The 24,433-nt window shown below is 38.3% G+C and carries 24 protein-coding genes; 6 read left to right on the forward strand and 18 right to left on the reverse strand.

Annotated elements, in window-relative coordinates:
* Nucleotides 1–7: 7 nt before the first annotated feature.
* The 6 genes from QL995_RS05700 to QL995_RS05725 form a co-directional block, all read right to left on the reverse strand.
* Nucleotides 8–382 (reverse strand): Hpt domain-containing protein, encoded by a 375-nt coding sequence (locus QL995_RS05700; protein ID WP_101216632.1) that lies wholly within the window; start codon nucleotides 380–382, stop codon nucleotides 8–10.
* 108 nt (nucleotides 383–490) lie between these two features.
* Nucleotides 491–1,303 carry an EAL domain-containing protein gene (locus QL995_RS05705; RefSeq protein ID WP_139016253.1) on the reverse strand — a complete coding sequence of 271 codons (813 nt, stop codon included), beginning with the start codon at nucleotides 1,301–1,303 and terminating at the stop codon, nucleotides 491–493.
* A gap of 427 nt (nucleotides 1,304–1,730) precedes the next feature.
* A complete protein-coding gene (locus QL995_RS05710) occupies nucleotides 1,731–2,021 on the reverse strand; it encodes a hypothetical protein (RefSeq protein WP_007585474.1) in 291 nt (96 codons plus the stop codon).
* Nucleotides 2,022–2,623: 602 nt separating this feature from the next.
* Nucleotides 2,624–5,434 carry a PAS domain-containing hybrid sensor histidine kinase/response regulator gene (locus QL995_RS05715; RefSeq protein ID WP_290293630.1) on the reverse strand — a complete coding sequence of 937 codons (2,811 nt, stop codon included), beginning with the start codon at nucleotides 5,432–5,434 and terminating at the stop codon, nucleotides 2,624–2,626.
* Nucleotides 5,427–6,035 carry an isochorismatase family cysteine hydrolase gene (locus tag QL995_RS05720; RefSeq protein ID WP_165725682.1) on the reverse strand — a complete coding sequence of 203 codons (609 nt, stop codon included), beginning with the start codon at nucleotides 6,033–6,035 and terminating at the stop codon, nucleotides 5,427–5,429. Before QL995_RS05720 ends, QL995_RS05715 begins: the two co-directional genes overlap by 8 nt.
* Before the next feature lie 22 nt (nucleotides 6,036–6,057).
* Nucleotides 6,058–7,095: a response regulator gene (locus QL995_RS05725; RefSeq protein WP_024593897.1), complete on the reverse strand. Its 1,038-nt coding sequence runs from the start codon at nucleotides 7,093–7,095 to the stop codon at nucleotides 6,058–6,060.
* 257 nt (nucleotides 7,096–7,352) lie between these two features.
* On the opposite strand from QL995_RS05725, the gene QL995_RS05730 reads away from it, so the two are divergent.
* The 3 genes from QL995_RS05730 (at nucleotide 7,353) to QL995_RS05740 (ending at nucleotide 10,468) form a co-directional block, all read left to right on the forward strand.
* Nucleotides 7,353–7,616: a GrxA family glutaredoxin gene (locus QL995_RS05730; RefSeq protein ID WP_007585470.1), complete on the forward strand. Its 264-nt coding sequence runs from the start codon at nucleotides 7,353–7,355 to the stop codon at nucleotides 7,614–7,616.
* A 160-nt stretch (nucleotides 7,617–7,776) separates the two neighbouring features.
* Entirely contained in the window at nucleotides 7,777–9,642 is a 1,866-nt protein-coding gene (locus QL995_RS05735; protein WP_007585469.1) for a DEAD/DEAH box helicase, read from the forward strand.
* A gap of 511 nt (nucleotides 9,643–10,153) precedes the next feature.
* On the forward strand, nucleotides 10,154–10,468 hold the full coding sequence (locus tag QL995_RS05740; protein ID WP_231614035.1) for a hypothetical protein: 315 nt from the start codon (nucleotides 10,154–10,156) through the stop codon (nucleotides 10,466–10,468).
* Nucleotides 10,469–10,548: 80 nt separating this feature from the next.
* Here the strand turns inward: QL995_RS05740 and QL995_RS05745 are convergent, their stop codons facing one another.
* From QL995_RS05745 to prmB, 9 genes are all read right to left on the reverse strand, one after another.
* Nucleotides 10,549–12,102 (reverse strand): AbgT family transporter, encoded by a 1,554-nt coding sequence (locus tag QL995_RS05745; RefSeq protein WP_101216627.1) that lies wholly within the window; start codon nucleotides 12,100–12,102, stop codon nucleotides 10,549–10,551.
* A 143-nt stretch (nucleotides 12,103–12,245) separates the two neighbouring features.
* Nucleotides 12,246–12,521 carry a YfcL family protein gene (locus tag QL995_RS05750; RefSeq protein WP_002962183.1) on the reverse strand — a complete coding sequence of 92 codons (276 nt, stop codon included), beginning with the start codon at nucleotides 12,519–12,521 and terminating at the stop codon, nucleotides 12,246–12,248.
* Nucleotides 12,518–13,681 carry an ATP-NAD kinase family protein gene (locus QL995_RS05755; RefSeq protein ID WP_290293640.1) on the reverse strand — a complete coding sequence of 388 codons (1,164 nt, stop codon included), beginning with the start codon at nucleotides 13,679–13,681 and terminating at the stop codon, nucleotides 12,518–12,520. Before QL995_RS05755 ends, QL995_RS05750 begins: the two co-directional genes overlap by 4 nt.
* Nucleotides 13,671–14,225: an elongation factor P hydroxylase gene (locus QL995_RS05760; protein WP_290293642.1), complete on the reverse strand. Its 555-nt coding sequence runs from the start codon at nucleotides 14,223–14,225 to the stop codon at nucleotides 13,671–13,673. The genes QL995_RS05755 and QL995_RS05760 overlap by 11 nt, the downstream gene beginning before the upstream one ends.
* Before the next feature lie 117 nt (nucleotides 14,226–14,342).
* On the reverse strand, nucleotides 14,343–14,804 hold the full coding sequence (locus QL995_RS05765) for a zinc-ribbon domain containing protein (protein ID WP_290293644.1): 462 nt from the start codon (nucleotides 14,802–14,804) through the stop codon (nucleotides 14,343–14,345).
* Nucleotides 14,805–14,865: 61 nt separating this feature from the next.
* Entirely contained in the window at nucleotides 14,866–15,513 is a 648-nt protein-coding gene (locus QL995_RS05770) for a glutathione S-transferase family protein (RefSeq protein ID WP_033012811.1), read from the reverse strand.
* 106 nt (nucleotides 15,514–15,619) lie between these two features.
* Entirely contained in the window at nucleotides 15,620–16,009 is a 390-nt protein-coding gene (locus QL995_RS05775) for a DUF4112 domain-containing protein (protein WP_101216624.1), read from the reverse strand.
* A 120-nt stretch (nucleotides 16,010–16,129) separates the two neighbouring features.
* On the reverse strand, nucleotides 16,130–17,227 hold the full coding sequence (gene aroC, locus QL995_RS05780) for a chorismate synthase (RefSeq protein ID WP_008138551.1): 1,098 nt from the start codon (nucleotides 17,225–17,227) through the stop codon (nucleotides 16,130–16,132).
* Between the two features lie 64 nt (nucleotides 17,228–17,291).
* Complete coding sequence (gene prmB, locus QL995_RS05785) at nucleotides 17,292–18,227, reverse strand: 50S ribosomal protein L3 N(5)-glutamine methyltransferase (RefSeq protein WP_007580615.1); 936 nt, start codon at nucleotides 18,225–18,227, stop codon at nucleotides 17,292–17,294.
* 152 nt (nucleotides 18,228–18,379) lie between these two features.
* Between prmB and smrB the strand changes: the two genes are divergently transcribed.
* Nucleotides 18,380–18,937 carry an endonuclease SmrB gene (gene smrB / locus QL995_RS05790; RefSeq protein ID WP_007377742.1) on the forward strand — a complete coding sequence of 186 codons (558 nt, stop codon included), beginning with the start codon at nucleotides 18,380–18,382 and terminating at the stop codon, nucleotides 18,935–18,937.
* Nucleotides 18,938–18,964: 27 nt separating this feature from the next.
* On the forward strand, nucleotides 18,965–19,894 hold the full coding sequence (locus QL995_RS05795; protein WP_010554665.1) for an AEC family transporter: 930 nt from the start codon (nucleotides 18,965–18,967) through the stop codon (nucleotides 19,892–19,894).
* A gap of 1 nt (nucleotide 19,895) precedes the next feature.
* On the opposite strand, the gene QL995_RS05800 is transcribed toward QL995_RS05795, so the two are convergent.
* The 3 genes from QL995_RS05800 to sixA are packed head-to-tail and all read right to left on the reverse strand — an operon-like array spanning nucleotide 19,896 to nucleotide 21,490.
* The gene (locus QL995_RS05800; RefSeq protein ID WP_290293654.1) at nucleotides 19,896–20,633 is read right to left on the reverse strand and encodes an SDR family oxidoreductase; all 738 of its coding nucleotides are present in this window, start codon (nucleotides 20,631–20,633) and stop codon (nucleotides 19,896–19,898) included.
* 8 nt (nucleotides 20,634–20,641) lie between these two features.
* On the reverse strand, nucleotides 20,642–20,995 hold the full coding sequence (locus QL995_RS05805) for a RidA family protein (protein ID WP_002962161.1): 354 nt from the start codon (nucleotides 20,993–20,995) through the stop codon (nucleotides 20,642–20,644).
* Nucleotides 20,996–21,019: 24 nt separating this feature from the next.
* Nucleotides 21,020–21,490 carry a phosphohistidine phosphatase SixA gene (gene sixA / locus QL995_RS05810; RefSeq protein ID WP_024608902.1) on the reverse strand — a complete coding sequence of 157 codons (471 nt, stop codon included), beginning with the start codon at nucleotides 21,488–21,490 and terminating at the stop codon, nucleotides 21,020–21,022.
* Between the two features lie 192 nt (nucleotides 21,491–21,682).
* Here sixA and QL995_RS05815 point away from each other — a divergent pair, with 192 nt between their 5' ends.
* Nucleotides 21,683–24,406, forward strand: a complete 2,724-nt coding sequence (locus QL995_RS05815; protein WP_010554661.1) for an insulinase family protein — start codon at nucleotides 21,683–21,685, stop codon at nucleotides 24,404–24,406.
* The last annotated feature ends 27 nt before the right edge of the window (nucleotides 24,407–24,433 follow it).

Raw genomic sequence — 24,433 nt, forward strand, 5'->3', positions numbered from 1 at the left:
CTTTCTCCTAGATAGCTATACTCTTACTCATTATTTGATATGCATCTCTGGTTTTATCCAAGTTATGCTTAATAACAAGCGCTGCGTGCAAATTTTCTTCTGTGGTTGGTGGTGGTGAATCGTGTAACTGTGTTGCCAATGCAGCTAAAGGAGCGGCTCCATATAAGGCAGCCGAGTTTTTCAAAACATGCATTATTTCTCTAATTTTTATAATATCTGCATTATTAATTGCCGTATCTAATTGGTTAGCCATAGTAACTAATTCATCGATAAATAAGTTTACTAATCGAGCTAAAACGCTTATTCCAACATCCTTTTCAAGTTGAATTAAAACATTTAGCTCCGTAATACTTTTATCGATAAACTGCTCTGATATAGGCATAGATAACCTTTGTGTAAGTTAAAGCTTCGTACACTAATAAAATGTAAGAATTGTAGTTTAAGAGTAATTTGTTTTTTGCATTTTGCAAATCAAAATGAATATAAACAATTACAGAGCCCAGGTATCAATACTTTTTGTTAATGTTTGCGGCTTATCGAGCAAGTACCCCTGAGCAATATCACAACCAAGTTGTTCTAATATTTGTAATTGCTCATTCTCTTCAATGCCTTCTGCTACAGTTTGTAAGCCCAATCGTTGAGCCATCGCAATAATTGCGCTACATAACGTAAAGTCTTCGTTATTAGTTGCAATACCACTTACAAAACTGCGATCAATTTTTAAACCATCGATATCAAATTGACGAAGTAGACCTAAAGACGCGTACCCAGTGCCAAAATCATCAATCCACACCTTTACGCCTTCTTTATGGAAGTTTTCAAACGCCTTAGCTATTTTATCAGGACTATGAATTAGCGCTGTTTCCGTTAATTCAACTTTAATGGCTTGTGGTGGTATTTGGTGCTTTTCTAGCAAAGCCATTACTTTTGAAAACACATCACCATCTAAAATTTGTACCGGTGAAATATTTAAAGAAACAGCAATATCTGTCATACCAAAATGTCGCATCTGTTTTAAATCAGACAAACATTGCTCAAAAATCCAGTCACCTAATTCTAAAATCATTCCCGATTGCTCTACATGAGGGATAAACTCATCAGGGCCTACAATACCAAAGCGGGGTGATTGGCACCTTACTAGCGATTCAAAGCCGACCAACTTTCCCGTTCCTAATGATACAAGCGGTTGATAAACCATTTTAAAATAATTATTTTGCATTGCATCCGACATGATTCTCTCTAACTCATGCCATCTTGCGAGATTGACTGGGCTTTCTGCTTCTAGGTACTTAAATGCATTCATGTTTTGCTCCGATTTTCACTCTTAGTGACTTATGTAATCAAGAGCAAGTTACAGACCATTTAGAAAGTGAATAAAACAAAAATAAAAACAGCAAATTCAAAAGGTTAAGTTTAGTTATTTGAGTATTTAAATTTTTCTATTTTATTTGCATTTTGCAATTCAATTTGCAATGCACCTAAATTAATAAATAAGAGCTTACTCAAGCCCAAACAGCACAGAGAAACCAGTTAGTAATTGTTGGCTAAAAGTAAGGGTTAGTAATTGAAGATGAGTATAAAGAAAGGCTGGATAAAACTAATTTAGTTACGCACAGCTTGAATTAAAAAGCGTACACGTAATTTTAAAGCTAGGGAGAAAAAGTTAAAACGGTGATAGGAAACATAAAAAAAACGCAGGCAACAATAAATAGTTACCTGCGCAAAAGTCTCTAGTTTGAAAGAGTGTCGTTATTTTCGTTTTTAGGGGCTGTTACATGTTGTGCATAGTTAGTATTTTGCGAGTCAAACGTATTACTCATCGACTGTGCATTTTCAACATCAGCTTGTGTAAAAGTAATCGGCTGTATGTCCGTTAACGGCTCTACAGAATCGCTACCGCGCAGAACTGTAATACCTATTACTAAGGTAGCTACAAGCAAAATAGACAAAACCATGATTTCAGGTGTAAGTACCCAATTATTACTTTTAGGTTGTTGTTTGGCTTTTGTATTTGTTTGCATATTGCACCTCTTAAAAATTTAACTAAATTGTCTTGATTTGATATTTAATATGTTGCGAAAGCCGTGCCAACTAAACAAAAACAAACGAAAGATAAAATAAACAACAAAATCAAAGCATTAAAAAAATTAAAAATGTAATTTAGAATCCAAAAATAATTCGTAACGTTGTATTTTTATTTTGAATTGCAATTTGCGAATCAAATTGAAAAACTATAATAAAAACACTCATTAAATACTAAAAAATAAATTTAACTTACTCCTAAAATACTAGGTTAATTTCTTCGTTTATCAAGTTTTATGCAACACAAACCCACTTTTTATATTAGGGTCTGTTGATCTTTGCGGATTAAAATTTGTTCAAACTAGAGGCGGTTTAATCGCGGCGCGAGGTTTGTAACCTAGCGGGCTAAGTAAAAACCGAGCAACAAAGAGTAAATAGCCCCTAGGAAGAACCCTTTGGGCAGCGCCTGTTTGGCATTAATGCTACGTTATCGCCCATTTATGGGGAATAACCACACTGCATAGGCTCTGCCTGGCCTAAATACCAAACAGACTGCTGCAAATTTAACCCTGAAAGTTCAACAGACCCTGACCTTCATTGCTCAGCTTAGCTTTTCCCACACTTGCACTAAACGAGTAAGCTTTAAATGCTTAGATTCAATAGCCTGCTTTGGTGCATATTTATCAAGCAATAAATAAAGTGTTTCACTTACAATTGGTTTAGCTAAATAATCATTCATCCCCGCTTCAATAAATCGCTCTTTATCACCATGAATTGCATTTGCTGTGAGCGCTATTATAGGAGTGGCTATACCTAACTTTCTGATTGCTTTGGTTGCAGAGATCCCATCTAGTATTGGCATTTGGATATCCATAAAAATAATATCAATTTTATTGTTTTTAGCCTTGGTTATTGCCTCTTGCCCATCGCTAGCAATATATACCCGACAACCTTTTTGCTCTAAAAACTGTCTTATTACTATTTGATTATTAGTATTATCTTCAGCAACCAATACATTGGTCCCATTCAACTGAGTTAACCCTGAAGAGCTTTCTAAGGCTTCTTTTTGTTCACGATTAGTAAATATAATATCTAAATGAAATAACTGCTCTTCCAATAAACTAATTGCTCGCGGTACATGCGATACTTTAAAAGGGCCATTTAACCTAAGCTCTCTATCGTTAAGATTTTGCGGTAATAAGCTTTCACCTAGTAAGTCTAAGATAAGTAAACATGGTGAATTAAGGGAGTTGTATGTATTTATACACTCGCGTGTTTGGGCTAGCATTAGAGGATCAGTTAATACAATTGCATCAGGAAAACTATCATACTCAGGGATATCTGGGCATATTTCATAGTGCTCAAAAGCGATAGAAAACCGAGTGAGTGTGTGCTCCAACGCGGTTTTTAAAATTTGGTTATGTCCTACAATCCATACTCTTGGCTTTTTACTTCGTGCTGCAAACCCTTCTCTCAATATTGAGTCGGTTGTGTCTATTTTTAACGGGTAATTAACGATAAACTCACTCCCTTTATTGAGCTCAGAGTTAACCGAAATATCTCCCCCTACTACATCACAAATTTGCTTACATATCGCAAGGCCTAAGCCACTACCACCATGTTTTCGGGTAATTGAATTATCTGATTGAATAAAAGGCATAAACATACTTTCTATTTTATTTTTTGCGATTCCCATTCCAGTGTCTTTTACTGATAAATGAAGATTTAAATTATTGGCTCCAATGTAAGTACATCTAACGGTCACCGTTATTACGCCTTGCTGAGTAAACTTAATCGCATTGGCTAATAAATTAATGGCTATTTGCCTTATACGTGCATGATCACCAATTACTTGAGCGGGGACATCAGGATAAAAATCAAAAACAACCTCAAGCCCTTTTTGCAAAGCACTTTGGGTAATAATATCTATTGCTTCTTCAATACACGTATCAATACTAAATGGCTGATTATCGAGTGTTATAGCTTGTGCTTCAAAACGCGAATACGTTAATACATCGTCCAATACACTCAGTAATGCATCAGAGCTTGTTTTAATCATTTGTGTGTAACGCATTTGCTCAGAAGTTAAACCGGTATGATGCAAAATATCTGCAGAGCCAATAACGGCATTTAATGGCGTGCGAATTTCATGGCTAATATTTGCCATAAATCGGCTTTTAGACTCAGCTAATGTTTCTGCCTGATGTTTAGCTTCAAGCAATATTTGCTCGCTTTCAATACGTTCTTGTATATCAACAAGTGTTGCGGCAATAGATAACAAATCGCTTTCGTAGCCACCCACAATGGGAGTAAGTGTCATTTCAACCCAATTATTTATGCCTTGTGCATTAATCAAACGTATGTCAAAGCGACGTATATCACGCTTACCTTGTTTATAATCAAGCAAAGTGCTACAAATTTTTTCTACATCTTCTTTTGCTATAAACTTAATTATAGGTAAGCCAAGGCTCTCATCTACATTGCTGTGTAAGACGCGTTGCCATGCTTGATTTATAAATAATAAATTGCCAAATGTATCAAGGCGTAGAACAATATCAGGAATATTATCTACGACAGAGTGGTAGTTATATTCTATCTCTGCCATTGCTTGTTCAGCTTTAACTCGCTGCGTAATATTAGTTTCTATAGCGATAAAATGCTTTACTTTACCTTCATCATCTCGCACTGGATTTGCATCAATAGCAACCCAATAAACGTTACCATTTTTATCGTAATTTATGGTTTCAACTTGAAAAGGAAGCCCATTTTTTACAGCGTGAGACATAACCTTACGACTTTTTTCACATGTTTTTGGCCCTTGTAGCAATTGACCTGGGCTAGTGCCTATAACCTCATCACAGGTGTAGCCTGTAAGCACTTCAAAACTATTGTTAACCCACTCAATCACACCAAACTTATCTGTAATAATCACTAAGTTATTTGTATGGCTCGCAACAAGCGATAAGCGTTTAACATATTTTTGCTGTTGCGTTAGCAAAAATTGAGAATCTTTATGACGTTGAATGTCATAGAACGAGCCTATAAAGCCGCTTTTTTCATCATAAACTAACCTTAACTCAAACCAGTTCATGAGCCCGATATTGCTTTTAATTTGTATTTCTACACTGGGTGCCTGCTTTCCTTCTAGCAAACAACAGCTGTATGCGACAAAATGCATAATATCATCGCAATTCATTAACTTAGTAATATTGGAGCCAATTAATGAATCGATTGAGTAACCTAACTTCTTTTCCCAAGCTTCATTAATATAAGTAAAATTCAAATGTTTATCACACTCAAAAATACACTCATCTAAAATAGCTAATAGCTTTGCTTGACGTCGATTACTATTGGAAAGTTTTTCAACTAGTGCATATTGGATTTGAACTTGTAGCTCATCATTATTATTCATGATCTCTCCAATACTTTATAAAAGTATTACTCTGACAAACTCGTACATAAAGAAGGGAAACCTTTTCACGGTAGAATGCTTGTTCAAAAGGAGTGCGTCTCGGTGTGCAGTCACTTAAAATAGTGGCATTAGAACCAAGTGCAACAGCAGTGCGCACAGTTGAATCAATACAGATAGAAGACACAGTACCCGCTAAAATTATATTAGTGGTCCCATGTTTTTTGATGTTTTCGGCTAAACCTATATGTGTAAAAGCATTTAAACTTCTTTTCCCAAATACCACCTCTATAATATTACTAAAAAGGTCTATCTGCTTAATGGTTTGAACACCGTACGAACCCGCTTTAAATGCCCCCACCGCAATGACTTTTAATATACCAATCGGATTTTTAAGCTCGCTATAGTTTTGCGTAAAGTGAATGGGTGTATTAATAACTAAAGCAAATTGCTCTGCGCAGAAGGTCAATAAATAGAGTGTATTTTTCCCCACGCCAGTAATTCTTGATGACTCTTCAACCCCGTCATACAAAATGCCTTTTGGCAAAAAGTAATTGTTTTGAAAACCAATTAAAATAGGTGCTGTCTTAGAGAAATCATCCATAACTCTCTCCTTATTAATCAATTTAAGAGGCTAACTGCCAAGGTTTAATAAATTTCTCAAGTACCGCTTTTGTCACTGGCTTCTGTAAATAGTGAGTAATTCCTTTATCAAACAACTCAGCTATTTGCTCATCGCCTGTTAACCCCGTTAAAATAACTTTAGGAGTATTGTTATTAGGTGTATTTTGCCTAACTAATTGCTGCGCCACATCGCTACCAAACATTCCTGGCATACGCTCATCTAAAAGTAGCAAGTCAAATGGTTCATTTTGAGCAAGTGTTAATGCACTGGCACCATTTTCTGCACACGTTACTAAGCAGCCCAGCATTTCAAGCATTACTTTTGTAGCAATTTGGCTCGGTAAGCTGTCGTCTGCTACTAATACCGATAAACGTGTTTGTGTGTGAAATGTTGTTAAAATAGTAATTAAGTCGGTATCAAAAAATGGCCAGCCTAATATTTTTTTAGATAGTTTATGAGCTTGGCTCAGCTCGTAAATGTCGTTAATAGAGCACAACTTTATGTGTGTATTTAAGCTGTCACTATTTAATTTATCAATTAATGCGTTACCACTAAGATGGCGTAAATCCTCTAGCTGTGCAGACTCTCTAAGCGTGCTATTAAATAATTTAAAATTTAAACCAAAACGATCGTGAGTATTAGCTGACATTTTTAAGCAGCTTTTGAGTAACGCTTCGCAATCAGTTAAAACGTCTACATTTTGTCTAACATCAAGCGCTAAACTAACAGACTCTTTAGTTGCTAAGAGCCCGTGAAAATCCAACGTGTTTACTTGTTCAGAATCATCAATCTGATAGTGAATACTAACTCCCTGAATATTTGCTTCGAGCGTCAATAAAAAGCACTGTTTTACTGCTGCTAGCGCCGGAGTAAGAAACGCCTCGCATTGTGCAATCATTTGCTCTGGCGGAATTTGCAAACAGACGTAGTTACATTGCAACTTGTTGATTAAGGTAATAGAGAATTTTTGACTTTGGGTTTCACAATATTTACCTATTACCCCTTGGATAATTTCTAAAACGTGACTATTAATATTCATAAAGTATTCTCGTTAACCCAATGTATAGCTCTACATCATCAAGTTATGTGCCATAAATTAATTCTTGTAAACACACTTGCATTCATAGACTTAAGTATTAGACAAACTGGGCTCTGGTTTTTCATTCGCATTTTGCAAATCATATTGCTATGCATAATATGATTTATGCATTTATTAGAATGGTGCAATCGATTTTTTTCTCTTTAAATAATTTTCCATTCATTTAAACTGATATTAACCAAATTGAGGAGAAAGCTATGTTAACCGTAATTTTTGGCCGTGAAGGCTGTCCATTTTGTGTTCGTGCGAAAGATGTTGCTGAGCAATTATCAAATGAACGTGATGACTTTAAATTTCGTTACATCGACATAATTAAAGAAGGCATTAGTAAAGCCGACCTTGAAAAGTCAGCGGGTAAGCCTTGCCCTACTGTTCCACAAATTTTTGTAGACCAAAATCACATTGGTGGATTTACAGAATTTGAAGCTTACGCAAAAGAAAACCTAGGCTTGTATAAATAAGCTTTGTATTAAATATGTTAACCAGTTTAATAAACCCTACATTGAGCTGGTTAAATTTCGACCAACATCAAACACATACAAATTAGTTTCAATTTATACAAGCATTTGCCTCGCGAATCCTATATAATGCGCGCCTCTTTAAATTCGTTGAGGCGTATTAATGTCAGAACCAGTCACGTTTGAATCTCTAAATCTTTCTCCTGCAATTTTGAAGGCAGTTGAAGAGTTGGGTTACAAGACACCATCTGAAATCCAAGCTCAATGTATACCGTTATTGCTAGAAAGAAAGGACGTACTGGGACTAGCTCAAACGGGTACAGGTAAAACCGCAGCATTTGCACTGCCATTACTAAATAATATTGACCCGTCTGTGAAACAGCCACAGATCCTTGTACTCACACCAACACGTGAGCTTGCGATCCAAGTTGCTGAGGCATTCGAACAATATGCTAAACATGTTCGTGGTATTGAAGTATTGGCACTATATGGTGGCCAAAGCTACAGTATCCAATTAAGCGCACTTCGTCGTGGCGCTCAGGTTATTGTTGCAACTCCAGGTCGTTTAATCGATCACATTAACCGTGGCACTATCAAGTTTGATGCTCTACAAGCACTTGTACTTGATGAAGCCGATGAAATGTTACGTATGGGCTTTATCGATGATGTAGAAAGCATCATGGAAAAAACACCGCGCGAAAAGCAAACATGTCTTTTCTCTGCGACTATGCCTAAGCAAATTCAAAACATCAGCAGCAAGTATATGAACAACCCTGAACAGGTTCATATTTCTGCGCGTAACTCTACAGTATCATCTGTTGAGCAAGTGTTTTGGAATGCAAGCGTACATAAAAATAAAGCTATTGTTCGCTTCTTAGAAGCTGAACAGTATGAAGGTGCTATTGTTTTCGTACGTACACGTAACGATACAGTACAACTTGCTGAGTTATTAGAGCGCGAAGGTTTCTCTGCTGCTCCACTTAATGGTGATATGAACCAGCAAGCACGTGAACGCACTGTAGAACGCTTAAAAAGCGGCATGCTAAATGTTGTTATTGCAACAGACGTTGCTGCTCGTGGTCTAGATGTTGACCGCTTAAGCTTAGTTATCAACTACGATATCCCACAAGATTCTGAAGCCTACGTTCACCGTATCGGCCGTACAGGTCGTGCTGGTCGTACTGGTAAAGCAATTTTATTCGTAAAACATAACGAACGTTATTTACTTAAAAATATCATTCGTCATACGAAGTCTGAAATTGCACAAGTTGAATTACCAACTGCAAAAATCGTTGAAGAAAAACGTATTGAAGCGTTACAAGCAAAATTAACTATTGCGCTTGAAAACAAAGATATTACATTCTTTAACGAGATAGCTACTAACATGGCTGAAAAACTTGAACTTCCTCTTGAAAGCTTAGCGGGTGCGTTACTGTGTTTAGCACAGCAACAGTCTCCAATTAAAGTTGAAGAAGTTAAGATTCAACCTCGTGAACGTAACGAGCGTAACGATCGCAATCCACGTAGTAACGACCGCAATGATCGCGGTGGTGACCGTGGACGTCGTAACGAACGTGGCGGCGAACGTGGTGGTGAACGCGCTGAGCGTAAACCTCGCGAACGTAACAGCCGTGACGCAGGTCCTATGGATACTTACCGTATCGAAGTAGGTCGTGAACACGGTGTTCAGGTTAAGAACATTGTTGGCGCTATCGCTAACGAAGCTGACATCTCAAGCAAGTTTATTGGTGATATTCGTTTACACGACAATCACAGTACGGTTCAATTACCGCAAAACATGCCTAAAGATGTACTTGATCATTTCCAAAAAGTGTTTATTTGTAAACGTCCTATGGGCTTAACAATTACACAAGATCAAGGCCCTGCTGAGCCACGTGCAGAACGCTCTGAGCGTCCAGCTGGTGACAAAAAGCGCACCTTTAGTAAAGATAAAGACGATAGCCAACGCGGTGATAAGCGTACTGGCCCTCGTAAAGAACGTCGCCCAGTAAGCTTCACAGCTAAATAAGCAACGACTCTTTAATAAAAAAACCTTGCCACGAAAGTGACAAGGTTTTTTTGTTTTTAAGCTGCTGCCACAGTGAATACAAAGTAAACTTTCGAGTCAGTTCAATAGCGACTTGAAATAGTTTTATTAGCCAGAGTTCAGGTTGCTTGTACCCATAAATATGTTTTCTTTGATTTTTAAAACAACAAAACTCTGTAAACTAAACAAAGGCTATAATTCACAGACGAATTAAAAATTGAAAAAGATTTACGACAACTTGCTCTTTGTAGCAATAATACTCTCCATTTTATTATGCATCACTATTCATACTTTAATGGACTTTACAGATCCACCATTCATCTCAAATGAGCTATACGACGTTGTTTTCTTTATAGCCCTCCCTATTATCTGTTGCGCACTATTTATCTATTTAAATATACTTATATTCAATAAATACAAACGCTGCAGTAAATATAGAGAATCACTTAAATACAATTTTTCAGATACAAAAATGAAATTGGCATCCATTTTCATGTACCCATTATCCCCTTTATTAATCTATGGAATACTCTATATTTTTATCTCTGATCCCATTAAATTATGGGCTTACTACACGCAAGGCGGCTATTGGTATAAGGAATATATACTGACCGATGTACAAAAGTGTGGCACCGAGTATGAAGATAGTTGTACTCATTTATACTTCAAAGACCCTAAAACGAATAAAATTCATGATTTTAGGTGGTACGACGCTAAGTCTACAATAATGAACAACAAAAACGATTATGTGTATATTGTTGGTGAGGCCAACTTATTTGGCTATATAGTGAGAGATTTAGAAAAGTAACTTAGACTTACTTTTACATTACAGGACTTTTATTTAAAAACCTCACTCAAGTGAGTGAGGTTCATAAATCAAGGTTTAGGTTAAGGCAAAGCTGGGTAAACGTAGCTAGCATCAAGCCCTAGTGGAATACCAAGTGCCCAGTAACCTAATAAAAAGATACTCCAGCCAATCATAAAGGCGATTGAGTACGGTAGCATAATAGCAATTAAAGTACCTATACCTGTGCCTTTCACATACTTTTGACAGTACACCACCACTAATGGGAAATAAGGCATTAACGGTGTAATAATATTAGAACTTGAGTCACCTACACGATAAGCGGCTTGAGTTAAGTCTGGCGAAATGCCAAGTTGCATTAACATCGGTACAAAAATAGGGCCAAGTAACGCCCATTTTGCTGAACTTGAACCTACAAACAAGTTAACAAAGCCAGTTAAAAAGATAATGCCCACAACCGTTACTGCACTTGGCAATTCCATTGCCTTTAATAACTGCGCACCTTCGATTGCGAGTAATGCACCTAAATTTGATTTACTAAATGCAGCAATAAATAGCGAACAAAAAAACGCCATAACGATATAATATGCCATGCCGCTCATCGCTTTACTCATAGCATCAATCATATCTTTTGAAGTTTTAAAGGTACCTACCGTAAAACCATATACTGTGCCAGGTAGCCAAAAAAGTAAAAATATTAGTGGTACAATTGATTGCATTAAAGGAGAGCTAAAATTAGTAAGGGATCCGTCACTACTGCGCATTGCAGAATCGTCTGGAGCAGAGACAAATGCTAATAACGCAAGTCCTGCAATCATCACGGTACTAGCTATATAAAAGGCACGTTTTTCATCACTACGTGCATCTTCAAATACAGGTAAATCCTCTTTAGCACCATCAACTGCTGTTTTTTGTAAACGTGGTTCAATAATTTTATCGGTAATGTACCAGCCTAATGCCACAATAAATAAGCTAGATGCTGAAGCAAATGCCCAGTTATTTAACGGGTTAATTGTTATTGCAGGATTAATTATTTGCGCCGCACTTTGGGTAAAGCTTTGTAGCAATGGATCAATCCCTGATGGAATAAAGTTAGCCCCAAAACCACCACTGACTCCTGCAAATGCAGCTGCAATACCCGCAAGCGGATGGCGTCCTGCAGCATAAAATATAACACCGGCAAGTGGAATAACTAATACATAACCTGCGTCAGTAGCGGTATGGCTCACAATGGCTACTAAAATGATTGAAGGCGTTAATAGCTTTTTAGGAGTCACTTTAAGCATTAACTTAAGACCGGTATTAATGAAGCCCGAATGCTCTGCAACACCGACACCTAACATAGCTACTAAAACGACACCTAAGGGAGCGAAGCCGGTAAAGGTTTTTACCATAGAGGATAAAAAGGTAGCGAGCGAATCACTTGCCAGCATATTATTAATAATAATCGCTTCGCCAGTTCGTGGGTCTATTGCATCAAAACTCACGCCTGAAAACCACCACGACAAAAACCAAATTAATAACATTGCGAACAGAAATATTACGGCTGGATCTGGAAGCTTATTGCCAACCCGTTCAACAAAATTTAAAAAACGCGCAACAACCCCTGAAGGTAAAGCGTCTTGATTATTATTCATTCTTATTGTTCCTAAATTTATTTTTAGTAACAATATCGCATAAAAACAAAACAGTAAATTAACATAAAAATTAGCTTTAAAAGTTTTGGACACAAAAAAACACGATAGTGATAAACAAATCGTGTTTTTTGTATCACTTACTTTTAAGCGAGGGCTTTAACTTCTTCCCACAAGCGTGCAACTAATGTCTTATCTTCTTCGTTAAGCTCACCATTACGATACGCTTTAACTAAGCTCTGCTCTACAGTTTCGTTTAGCTCATCTATACTGATTGTCAGCTTTTCTACTTCGGCATAACCAACTGCAAGATCAAAATGACCTCGTAAATAGCCGCCTGCAAATAACTCATCGTCAGTTGCTTTTATTACTAAATCATCGAAGTACTGCTGGGCTGCATCGATATAGTTCACTAAACTCATTTATTAATCTCCTGGTTTTGTAAAGCACCTGTATTTTCAAGGTTTTGGTGCCCTACTGCATACATAATATGGTCGTTAAATCCGGTGGTTACTTTAATATAACCCGTTAATTCATCATCTAATTCGCCATCGCCTGTATCACAAATAAGGGGGCGACCATTAAGCGCTTGTAGTTTTGTTTTAGTTGCTACTACAATAATATTTTCTTTGCCAATTGCGCGTATAAGCGCAGGGCTCAATTGCTGGTTACCACGGCCAAATATATGCCCTTGCCCGCCAATGAGCGTAATGACTAACTTAGTACTTTGATCATGTGTAAGCTCAAGTAATTGCTTCGCCGTTAAATCTTGAGCAACTAAGGTTTGATCTTTTATTAAATCAACGCCAAGCAACGTATTCTCAAGTCCCATTTCTTCCATTATGGCCTCAACGGTTGAGCCGCTACCCATAATATAAAATGTGTCTTCATCCATTTGCGATACAACATGCGCAGCAATGTCGGCAAGTACGAGTTCGTCGGTTTCTTTGCCGCCATTTTTAACCGCTTGCATATAGCGTACTTCGCTAGGTGTTTGCATTTCGCCGTAGCGCTTTGCTTTTACTGTGCCTTGTCTAAAGGCATCTTCATCTATATCCATTACATCTGCATCAGCTAAGGTAACTAACTCACCTTTAACCAGCATTTCGACTACGCGCCCTGCTGCTTTGGGTGTAATGGCGTATACACCAGAATGAATTTTACAGCCTGCAGGAATACCAAGTACGGGAATGGTATCTTCGATTGCATGGCAAATATTACGCGCTGTACCATCGCCTCCAGCAAATAAAACTAAATCAACACCAAAGTCTTTAAGTACTTTTGCTGCTTGTTCTGTGTCATCTGGAGTTGTTATTACTTCAGAGTTGTATACAACCTCTACATTAAAGCCCAAGGCTTTTGCTGTTTGCTCACCCATGTCACCGTTAACGGTGTAAATGGTTAAGCGCTCTTTATAAGGCAATAGCACTTCAAGCGCTGCTTTTGTACGGCTATTTGCTTTTGGTTCTGCACCTAATTCGATTGCTTTAGCGGCTGTGTGTGCGCCATCACTACCTTTTAAGCCAACTGTGCCGCCTAAACCTGCTACTGGGTTTACAATTAAACCTAATTTAAACGCCATTACAAAGCTCCTTTGGGTGTTGCCAATTAAATTGCTGCGCTGTTAATGGCCACTGTGTATTATAAAAATCACACAGTACTTTTAAAAGTGACTCTGTACGAGAGTTAAAGCCATTTTCGATTAACGATAATACGCGTGCATGTACTCGCTGCTGAAAATCAAACCGACATGTTTGCTCGCCGTTTAAGTTATCCACCGACACATTAAAATTAAACCCTGCTGCGGTGCTTAATAACCACTCTATAGCTTGAGGCTTTACTTCTACGTTTTCAAACTCAGCTTGTTTTTGTTTGTCGCGCCCATCAGGACAATACCAATAGCCGTAATCTTCTAATAAACGACGTTCATCGCCTGCAACCAACCAGTGTGCAACCTCATGTAATGCACTAGCATAAAAACCATGCGCAAATACAACTTGGTGATATGGCACGTGCTCTGTTGCTGGTAAATACACAGGTTCAAAATCGCCTTTTATCAGACATGTATTATGACTTTGATAAAAAGTGCGTTCAAAAATTGAAATTAGATCAGCTATTTGATGCATAAAATTAGGCTAATTTTTCTCGGTTGCAGCGCTATTTTGCGCAGTAAAAACGAGACGAATTGTACGGGCTTTTACAACTAAAGTAAAAATAAGGCGTGATAGTAAAATATAAGCGGACTAATCTTTCACTTTATTGATATTTTTAATAATACCTAAACAGTAAAGAGTATTGGCAAGTTCTTTACGCTGCGTTTTTTCACCTGAGGTTTTATTGGCTAAGCTAGTTAACATATCGTACCGTTTACGTAGAGTTCGTATATATCGCGCATGCCTACGGCATTCAAAGCAATGAGTACAGTGTGAATCGACCCAAAATCTTAATGTTTCAAACCAATATTGCTGCTCTTGAGCAAAAAAAATAAATGCCTTAGAGCAAGTCCCGCACTTCTCTTCAATATCAACATAAAGTGCCCGAGGATAAATGGCATAGTTTTGCTTTTTTATATCAGCCAATATTACCGTATTAGGGAAGTATTTAAGGCTCGAGTAACGCCAGTGCGCATTCTCTATCGCCTCTATTGTCACTGGGGTATTGGTAGTTATTGGTGTATTGCCATACCTTGGGTGATTTAGATACATGAGCTGCCTAGTTTAAACTTATGATTTTAAGGCATAGAACATGCCATATGAAAAACAATAATTATACAGGCGTTCCTGCTTCATCACACTCTACAATATCAGTCTCGGTTAATGCCTGAGTGATCCATGCTTGCAATACTGGGCAGCGCATAACAAAGTCACAATATTGTTGCGCCTCTGGCGATAACATAATTTGATACGTTTTTAAACGCAATACAATAGGTACGTACATAGCATCAGCAATACTAAAATCACCAAAAAACCACTCATTTGGAAACACATCTTGTTGCTGTGCAAATATCTCGTCTATACGGGCTATGTCTTTTAATGCTTCGCTCGATAGGTCTACTTTACGGGTAGCTCTTATATTCATTGGCATTTCGCTGCGCAGCGCCATAAAGCCTGAATGCATTTCAGCGCTTAGCGCACGCGCTTTAGCTCTTTGGGTAATATATTTTGGCCATGCAGCGCCCGATAAGTAAGCATCGTTAATATATTCACAAATTGCTAGTGAATCCCATACCTGTAAATCGCCATCAATTAACGCTGGAACTTTTTGCACAGCAAAGGTCTTTTTTAGTTCATTGTAAAAATCAGGGGTGTCGAGTACCAGCTGGGTTTCACTAAACTCAACATCAAATTTACTCATTAAATACCATGCGCGTAATGACCAGCTGGAGTAGTTTTTATTACCGATAAATAATTGCATATTGTAGATACCAAAGTGAATAGACGCTCCTACCTTACTAGGTGATTTAACAACCAACAACATTTTGTTTAAAGTCTCTTTGCTAACTGTTACTTAAAGCTATTAATTACTCACTTAACTGCTTGTTTAAATGCTTGTTTAAATGCTTTTTTAATAGTTGTGTATTACGCGTGTTAGCTTTAAAAAAGGCATCAAAAATATCACCAAAAAATGGTACTAAACCGCCCACAAAATCTATGAGCATATTGATAATCATCTTAGTTTTTATACGTTTACTCACACCTAAACGCTGGGCTTCTATCAGCACATAACTTGATAAAATTAGCCCTGCGGCATCACCTATAACGGGAATTAAACCAATCACAGCCTCCAAACCTATATTAAATTTAGTAAAAGGAATGCCAATGCTGCTATCCGTTAACTTACTGAATCGCTCTAAGCGGGCTATTGCAGCTTGGGCTTTTATTTGTGAGTGTTCATTAATATTATCGTTCATGATTACTACCCTCCTTCTTGCAGTATATAGGGCCTACTTGAACAACTCCTGAAAGGCTTTAAACTAAATTACAGACATAAAAAAACGCGGTAATCCGCGTTTTTTTATAATTATAAATACTTACACAGAGCCATTAATTGGCCCGTGTTCGTGATTTACATGCGGATTTTGTCCGCGTTGACGCAGTAAGTGGTCCATTAAGGTAATAGCCATCATTGCCTCCGCAATCGGGATTGCACGAATACCCACACACGGATCGTGACGACCTTTGGTGATCATCTCTACCGCTTCGTTGCTTGTATTAATGCTGTTACCTGGGATGGTAATGCTCGACGTTGGTTTTAGCGCAATAGAAGCAATAATATCTTGCCCTGTCGAAATACCCGCAAGTACGCCACCTGCATGGTTTGATGTAAAACCTTCAGGGGTTAGCTCGTCGCGATGCTCAGAGCCTTTTTGCTCAACTACATCAAAGCCATCACCAATTTCCACGCCTTTAACTGCATTAATACTCATTAATGAGTGTGCAAGTTCAGCGTCAAGGCGGTCAAATACTGGCTCACCAAGACCTACTGGTACGTTGCTTGCCACTACTTTTACTTTAGCGCCAACTGAGTCACCTTGCTTTTTAAGGTCACGCATATATTCGTCAAGCGCTTCAAGCTTACTTGCATCAGGGAAGAAGAATAAGTTATTTTCAACTTCGTCCCAATCAAACGTTTCCGCCTTAATAGGACCTAGCTGGCTTAAGCATGCTTTAACTTCAATACCATGAAATTGCTTTAAGTATTTTTTAGCGATAGCGCCTGCCGCTACGCGTATTGCGGTTTCACGTGCAGATGAACGACCGCCACCGCGATAGTCGCGCAAGCCGTACTTATGCCAATACGTGTAATCGCCATGACCTGGGCGAAATACATCTTTAATTTTGCCGTAATCTTGCGAGCGTTGATCGGTGTTTTCAATTAATAAACCAATGCTGGTACCTGTGGTTTTACCTTCAAAAACGCCTGCTAATATTTTTATTTGATCGCTTTCGCGGCGCTGCGTTGTATAACGGCTTTGGCCTGGTTTTCGGCGATCTAAATCAATTTGTAAGTCGGCCTCTGTGATTTCAAGACCTGCGGGAGTACCATCAACAACGCCGCCTAATGCAACGCCGTGGCTCTCACCAAAGGTGGACACTTTAAATAACTGTCCAATGCTATTACCTGCCATTAACTTTCCTCATTCCTAATGACTACCAATAGCCAAGCACACGGCTTGGCTATTCATTTTTTACTTATTTTGCAAAATACTCATCTAGCTGCTTTTTGCTAATTACAAATACACCTAAGCCGCCTTGTTCAAATTCAATCCATTCAAACGGCGCGCCCGGATACAGTGCATCCATATGTACCATAGAGTTACCAACTTCTACAAATAACAAACCGTTATCAGTTAGGTGTTCACTCGCTTCACTTAAAATAGTACGGGTTACATCTAAACCATCGTGGCCTGATGCAAGCCCAAGCTCTGGTTCATGATGAAATTCACGTGGTAGGTCAGCCATATCTTCTGCATCAACATACGGTGGGTTTGCAACTATTAGGTCGTATTTTTGACCTGGTACACCACTAAATACATCAGACTGAATGGGTAACACACGATCACTTAACATGTAATCGTTAATGTTAATATCTGTCACTTCAAGCGCTTCATACGATATATCTACCGCATCAACTTGTGCTTCCTCAAAAGCTTGAGCAAGTGCAATTGCGATACAACCCGACCCCGTACATAAATCTAATATGCGGTTAACCGATTGTGGCTCTTCAAGCCAGGGTGTAAAGCGGTTGCTGATAAGCTCAGCAAACGGTGAGCGAGGTATAAGTACACGTTCATCCACATAAAATGGCATACCCGCAAACCATGCAATGTTTGTTAAGTAAGGTACTGGTGTGCAGTCGTTAATACGTTCTGCAATAAGACCCGCAAGTCGGTTTTTTTCTGTGCTTGTTAAACGCGCGTGCATTAATTCTTTTGGCGCATCAACAGGCAAGCTAAGCGCAGGCAGTAATAAGCTTACAGCTTCATCCCATGCGTTATCTGTACCGTGTCCAAAAAATATACTACTACTTGCAAATTGGCTTGTAGTCCAACGTAACCAGTCATGTAAAGTTGACAGTTCTGCAACGGCTTCTTCGAGTGTTGCTTCTTCTATTTGTAAATCGCTCATATATTTTTACCTGTATTAGCTTACTGACTGTTTTGAGTCTTTAAGACGATTGCATTGCCTATCTGCGCTGGGCAAATTACAATTGCCCCTCATTTAAGTATTGTACCGCCTTTTGCGCTGCGTTTTTACGTTTTTTTGTTTAGGTAATAGTTATGAAAAAAGACACTCCATCACATTCGTCCCTAAGCAATGACGACATAAGCTTATTTCGTCAAACGATCACAGGCGCCAAAGTATTTAAACAAGATACTCATCGTTTTGATACAAAGCCTAAGGTGTCACAAGCTAAGCAATTTGCCCAGCAAAAAAAGCAGGCTCAATCTGAATTTTTCTTCTCAGACGTTTATATTCCCGATATAGACACCCACGGCACGGTTAAATATGTAAAACCAGGCCAAGATACCTTCCTAGCTAAACAGCTTCGCCGTGGTGACTTTGCACCCGATTTGACGCTAGATTTACATGGCTTAAATAAAGAACTTGCTAAAGATGAACTCGCTGGACTCATTCACGAATGTAAAAAGCAGCATTACTATTGTGCATGTGTAGTGCACGGTATTGGCGGCGGCGTACTAAAGCACAAAGTGCCTCAGTACTTAGTACAGCACCCAGACGTAATAGCGATGCACCAAGCCCCTCTCGAATATGGTGGTAGAGGCGCTGTACTCATACTAATTAATTTACCGCAAAGTGATGAATTTAGACGCTAACTTTAGCTATTACTAGGATGTAACTTCGTGCATATTTTTTCGATTATTTTTCCACTCATTTTTATTGTTGCGTTTGGTTATAGCTGTTGCCGATTAAAATTTTTCGAAAAGCAGCATATTGCAGGCTTAAGTAAATTTACTTTTTATATTAGTTTGCCTGCTTTTTTATTGTTAAATATGTCGCAAATTAACTTACAGCAAAGCATTAGCCTTTTTGCATTTTTGAGTTTTTACATACCCGTTCTGAGCGTGTTTGGGGTGGGTATTTTAATTGATCGCTTTTATTTAAATAAAAAGTATTTAAAAAATTACCAACAACACGGCGTCTTTGGACTCGCTTCTAGCTATTCAAATATGGTGTTAGTGGGTATTCCTATTGTTATTGCATCGCTTGGCAAAGAGATGATAGCCATTGCGTTTATGATCATTACTTTTCATAGCACATTGTTATTTGCACTTACTTTTTTAATAGGGGCTAAGGGCAGTAGCGATAAATTTTCGTGGTCGCACTTTGGAAAAAGTATGGTGTTAAACCCAATAGTACTAAGTATTGGGTGCGGGCTTATATTAAACATATTAGGAGTTACACTGTTTACCGACTTAGCAAATAGTTTGGAGCTATTAGCTAAACCAGCAATTGCCTGTGCGCTATTTGTACTTGGTGCTAATTTAGCTTTTTATAAAATAGCTGCAAATTGGCAACCGGCGTTAATAGCATCAATTTTAAAAATATTTTTATTGCCTGCGCTAGTTTTATTGGTAGGCACCTATGTATTTAAGCTAGACACGCAAATACTTAATGTATTGGTACTTTTAAGTGCGTCCCCTGTTGGCGTAAATGCTTATCTTATTGCGACTCAAATAAAGCAGCATGAAGCTACTCTTGCTGGGGCTGTCGTACTTTCTACTATCTTAAGTGTTATTAGCTTTACGTTTTGGCTAGCTTTACTACTTTAGCTTACAAACCGCCGGCTACATCAACAAAGCTACCCGTTGTAAAAGAAGCGTGCTCTGAAGCTAAAAAGTAAATTGCTGCAGCAACCTCTTCGGGTGTACCGCCTCTGCCAAGGGGTAGTTTACTTTTAAGACGATCGACTCGATTTTTTTCGCCACCATCGCTATGCATATCAGTGTAAATAAGCCCAGGTCTAACCGAGTTAACTCGAATGCCTTTACCTGCCACCTCTTTTGCCAAGCCAATAGTAAATGTGTCCATTGCACCTTTAGATGCTGCATAATCAATGTACTCATTAGGAGAGCCCGTTTTAGCGGCCCCCGATGATACATTAACAATACTACCGCCATTTCCCATTCGCTTTATTGCCTCACGGCTACATAAAAAAGCACTGGTAATATTTGTAGTCAAAACTTCGTTTATGCGCTCAGCACTCATTTCTAACAAAGGCATTTGTGGTTTTAAAATGCCGGCGTTATTTATTAGTACATCAAGTTGACCTAACTCTTTATCAATAAAGTCAAATAACGCCAAAACATCTGCCTCTTTCGACACATCTGCTTTTATAATTTGAGCCCTAACGCCAGAGCTTCTTACTTGATCGGCTACTAGCTTCGCACTAGCTAAATCAGCTTTATAATTAATGCAAACATCATAACCATGCTTTGCAAAATATAGTGCAGTAGCTGCGCCAATACCTCGACTAGAGCCTGTGATAAGTACAACGGGGGAGCGAGTCATTAAAGCTATTATTCTTTTAAAGCTGCGACTACTGAAATCTCAACAAGCAGTGCATCACGTGCCATTTTAGCTTCTACGCAGGCACGTGCAGGTGCATAACCCTCGGGTACCCATGCATCCCATACTGCATTCATATCAGCAAAGTATTCCATGCTCTTTACATAAATAGTCGCGCTAAGCATATGCTCTTTTGAACTCCCTGCTTCATCAAGTAACGCCTCTACTTTATCAAGCATAGTTTGAGTTTGCTCTTTAATACCTTTTTGCGCGTCGGCGCATACCTGCCCACATAAATACACAGTGCCGTTGTGTTTTACAATGCGGCTCATGCGCGCACCTGTTTGTAAGCGTTCTATTGTCATTTTACTTTACTCAATTATTTATATTTAAACGTTTTCTGGGGCATTTATACTTAAATAACTACTACGCTGGGTTTGCTCATCGTAACTAATAACAGCAACAGCACCCGTATTAAAAATGGGCATATTGCCAGGGCTTAATTGGTCCACTAAATAACTTACAATAGGCATATGTGATACAACAAGCCATGTATTGCATTGGGGGTGAGTAGCAATAAGTGTTTCGATGTAGTCAGCAGCAATTTGAGGTTTGCCTTCGGGAATTATATCAGACGTGGTTTCGCTAAATTTAAATACGTTATTTTTAGCCACACCCGCAGCTGTTTGCTGTGCTCGAATGTAAGGACTAACTAACAGTGCATCAGGGTAATGTGCTTTACTGAGCCAAAGGCCCATTTTTTCAGCTTCATCATGCCCTGCTTGGGTTAAATTTCTACCTGCATCATCAGCCTGCATGGGTGTTGCTTCGCCGTGGCGCATTATTAGGATTGTTTTCATAAAAAATCAACCGATTAAAGAATATAAAACAGTAGCCAGTTTGCCCGTTTGTCAGCTATATTAACAATATAAATCTATTTATTTCTAAAATAGTTCTTTCATGAGATTCAGGTAAATCTTTAAGCTGTACTTCGCTTTCCTGAAGCCATCATCTGTTGTTAACAAGTAAACGTTTAGTTTCAGGAGCATCATTTGAATATCAGCCGCAATGATAACAGAGCATACCGCGCCTTTACACTGGACAATGGTCTAAAAGTACTATTAGTGCAAGATAAAGATTCTACAAAAGCGGCAGCATCAATGGCAGTTAACGCCGGACATTTTGACGACCCTCTTGATAGGCAAGGCCTAGCACACTTTTTAGAGCACATGCTTTTTTTAGGCACTGACCAATACCCAGATTCAGGCAGTTTTAATAATTTTGTTTCGCAAGCTGGCGGCAACACCAATGCGTGGACCGGCACTGAGCATACCTGTTACTTTTTTGATATTAACAATCAAGAATTTGAACAAGCACTTACCCAATTTAGCCGCTTTTTTATTGCGCCTCTTTTAAATTCAGCCGAAACAGAAAAAGAACGTAACGCAATTGAAGCCGAGTTTAAACTAAAAATAAAAGACGACGGTCGCCGTATTTATCAAGCCCATAAAGAAACGGTAAATCCAGCTCATCCATTTGCTAAGTTTTCTGTAGGAAACCTACAAACCTTAGCTGACAGAGAGCGCTGTATTAGTGATGAGCTTCGTGACTTTTTTAATAGCCAGTACCAAGCTCAGTGGATGACTTTAGTTATTTGCGCAAACGAAACACTAGACACACTACAAAGCTGGACTCAAACTTACTTTGGCGCAATTAACGGCAACAAAAACCTTAAAAAGCCAGAGATCAGTGAGCCACTCTATCGCAAACAAGACATAGGAAAAATACTCCATATTGAGCCACATAAGCATATGCAAAAACTTATTATAAGTTTTGCTATGCCTAATATTGACGACTTTTATCGCCATAAAACAGTAAGTTTTATTGCCCACTTACTTGGCTATGAAGGCGCGGGTTCTCTTTATTCTATTTTAAAAGAACAAGGCTGGATCAATGCACTTTCTGCTGGCGGTGGTATTAATGGCAGCAACTTTAAAGATTTTAATATTAGCTTAGCGCTTACCGATGAAGGTATTGAATACTTCGAAGACATTATTGAAATGGTGTTTGAATACATTTGCTTAATTAACGATAACACCGAAAAATTGCCACGCTTATACCAAGATAAAAAAAATCTATTACAAATAGCATTCGATAACCAAGAAAAGTCACGCCTGATTGATTGGGTCAGTAATTTAAGCATTAATATGCAGCATTACGATGAAGCAAACTACGTGCAAGGCGACTATTTAATGGAAGGCTTTAAAAAAGCGACCCACGAAATGGCCATGCAGTGGTTAACGCCACATAATATGCGCATCGTACTTATACATCCAGATGTAGAGCCTGAACATAAAACGGCATGGTACAACACACCATATAAAGTAGAACATATTTCACCTAGTTGGCTTGATGCCCTTAGCGAGATAAATAAGCCGTTGAGCGAAATGCTGCTACCTACAGCTAATCCTTATTTAACAAAAGAAGTGGTGTTATTTGATGTCGTAAAACCACAAACAAAACCCGAGTTATTAGTAAAAGAACCCGGTTTTGACTTTTGGTTTAAACAAGACAACACATTTCGTGTTGCTAAAGGCCATTTTTATTTGGCCATGGATTCTGATTTTGCCGTAAAAGATGTAAAACATATGGCACTCACCCGCTTATTTACAGATTTATTTATGGATAGTGTGGGCGAGCAATTTTATCCAGCAGAACTTGCGGGACTTAGCTACCACTTAACCTCGCATCAAGGTGGATTAACTCTACATACCGCGGGGCTTTCATCTAGCCAGTTAGAGCTTGTTGATCAATTAATAGATGCTTTATTTAATGTAGAGATCTGTGCAAAACGCTTTGCTGAATATAAAAAACAGCTTGTAAGGCATTGGCGCAATAGCAACCAAAACAAACCAGTCAGTGAGTTATTTAGCATTTTAGGCGCAAAAATAATGCCTTGGAACCCACAACCTGGGGAGCTTGCATCGGCATTAAAAAACACCTGTTTTCAGCAATTTAATGAGTTCAGAACAGACTTTTTTAAAGCACTACATGTTGAATCATTTTTACATGGTAACTGGCAGCAAAGTGATGCAATAGCCTTTCAAAAAAAGGTCGCAAATCACTTAAAAAACGCAACCATAATTGAAGATTTAAGACGCCCTCTTTTTGAAATTAAAAAAGTAACTCGCTACGAGTTAGAGCTTCCTTGTAACGACCATGCAATGGTTATTTACTATCAAGCGCAAACGGATTGCGTGGCCGAAAAAGTAAAAATGATGGCGTTAAATCATTTAATTAATCAAGATTACTTTAATGAATTACGAACTACACAGCAACTTGGTTATTTAGTAGGCGCAGGTTATGCACCATTTAACACGCGTGCTGGTATAGCATTTTATGTGCAGTCACCTAAGTTTGATGCAAAAACTTTATTGCATCGACATAACCGTTTTATTAAAAACTACCTTGATAACATTGATGCACTTGATGAAAACGATTGGCAACAGCAAAAACACGGCCTTAGTACTCATATTGCAGAAAAAGATAAAAACCTGCGCCTACGCTCACAACGGTTATGGCTTGCTATAGGTAATAGAGATCATGAATTTCATATGCAACAACGACTTTTAGATGCCTTAAATGCGCTAACCCTAAAAGAACTAAAAGTTTATGCACTAAGCCTATTTGATGATAATAGACCAAGATATGAGCTTTTAAGCTCGGCAAAAGTCAATAAATCTCAAAATATGCCCGTTTACTCTCAATCTCTTTGACACTAGGTTTAGCTTGTTTTAAATTAT

The organism is Pseudoalteromonas sp. APC 3358 (assembly GCF_030408075.1).
Classification (GTDB): Bacteria; Pseudomonadota; Gammaproteobacteria; order Enterobacterales; family Alteromonadaceae; genus Pseudoalteromonas; species Pseudoalteromonas arctica.

Coding starts and splice junctions, on each gene's coding strand:
- QL995_RS05720 (WP_165725682.1), bottom strand. CDS start 6,035: ATGGATGATTTCTCTAAGACAGCACCTATTTTAATTGGTTTTCAAAAC.
- QL995_RS05770 (WP_033012811.1), bottom strand. CDS start 15,513: ATGCAATTATTTATCGGTAATAAAAACTACTCCAGCTGGTCATTACGC.
- QL995_RS05765 (WP_290293644.1), bottom strand. CDS start 14,804: ATGTATCTAAATCACCCAAGGTATGGCAATACACCAATAACTACCAAT.
- QL995_RS05750 (WP_002962183.1), bottom strand. CDS start 12,521: ATGAGTTTAGTGAACTATATCGATGCAGCCCAGCAGTACTTCGATGAT.
- QL995_RS05725 (WP_024593897.1), bottom strand. CDS start 7,095: ATGAATATTAATAGTCACGTTTTAGAAATTATCCAAGGGGTAATAGGT.
- sixA (WP_024608902.1), bottom strand. CDS start 21,490: ATGAAAACAATCCTAATAATGCGCCACGGCGAAGCAACACCCATGCAG.
- QL995_RS05755 (WP_290293640.1), bottom strand. CDS start 13,681: ATGGCGTTTAAATTAGGTTTAATTGTAAACCCAGTAGCAGGTTTAGGC.
- QL995_RS05775 (WP_101216624.1), bottom strand. CDS start 16,009: ATGAACGATAATATTAATGAACACTCACAAATAAAAGCCCAAGCTGCA.
- QL995_RS05760 (WP_290293642.1), bottom strand. CDS start 14,225: ATGCATCAAATAGCTGATCTAATTTCAATTTTTGAACGCACTTTTTAT.
- prmB (WP_007580615.1), bottom strand. CDS start 18,227: ATGAGCGATTTACAAATAGAAGAAGCAACACTCGAAGAAGCCGTTGCA.
- QL995_RS05800 (WP_290293654.1), bottom strand. CDS start 20,633: ATGACTCGCTCCCCCGTTGTACTTATCACAGGCTCTAGTCGAGGTATT.
- QL995_RS05700 (WP_101216632.1), bottom strand. CDS start 382: ATGCCTATATCAGAGCAGTTTATCGATAAAAGTATTACGGAGCTAAAT.
- QL995_RS05805 (WP_002962161.1), bottom strand. CDS start 20,995: ATGACAATAGAACGCTTACAAACAGGTGCGCGCATGAGCCGCATTGTA.
- QL995_RS05730 (WP_007585470.1), top strand. CDS start 7,353: ATGTTAACCGTAATTTTTGGCCGTGAAGGCTGTCCATTTTGTGTTCGT.
- QL995_RS05745 (WP_101216627.1), bottom strand. CDS start 12,102: ATGAATAATAATCAAGACGCTTTACCTTCAGGGGTTGTTGCGCGTTTT.
- QL995_RS05710 (WP_007585474.1), bottom strand. CDS start 2,021: ATGCAAACAAATACAAAAGCCAAACAACAACCTAAAAGTAATAATTGG.
- QL995_RS05705 (WP_139016253.1), bottom strand. CDS start 1,303: ATGAATGCATTTAAGTACCTAGAAGCAGAAAGCCCAGTCAATCTCGCA.
- QL995_RS05735 (WP_007585469.1), top strand. CDS start 7,777: ATGTCAGAACCAGTCACGTTTGAATCTCTAAATCTTTCTCCTGCAATT.
- QL995_RS05715 (WP_290293630.1), bottom strand. CDS start 5,434: ATGAATAATAATGATGAGCTACAAGTTCAAATCCAATATGCACTAGTT.
- smrB (WP_007377742.1), top strand. CDS start 18,380: ATGAAAAAAGACACTCCATCACATTCGTCCCTAAGCAATGACGACATA.
- QL995_RS05740 (WP_231614035.1), top strand. CDS start 10,154: ATGTACCCATTATCCCCTTTATTAATCTATGGAATACTCTATATTTTT.
- aroC (WP_008138551.1), bottom strand. CDS start 17,227: ATGGCAGGTAATAGCATTGGACAGTTATTTAAAGTGTCCACCTTTGGT.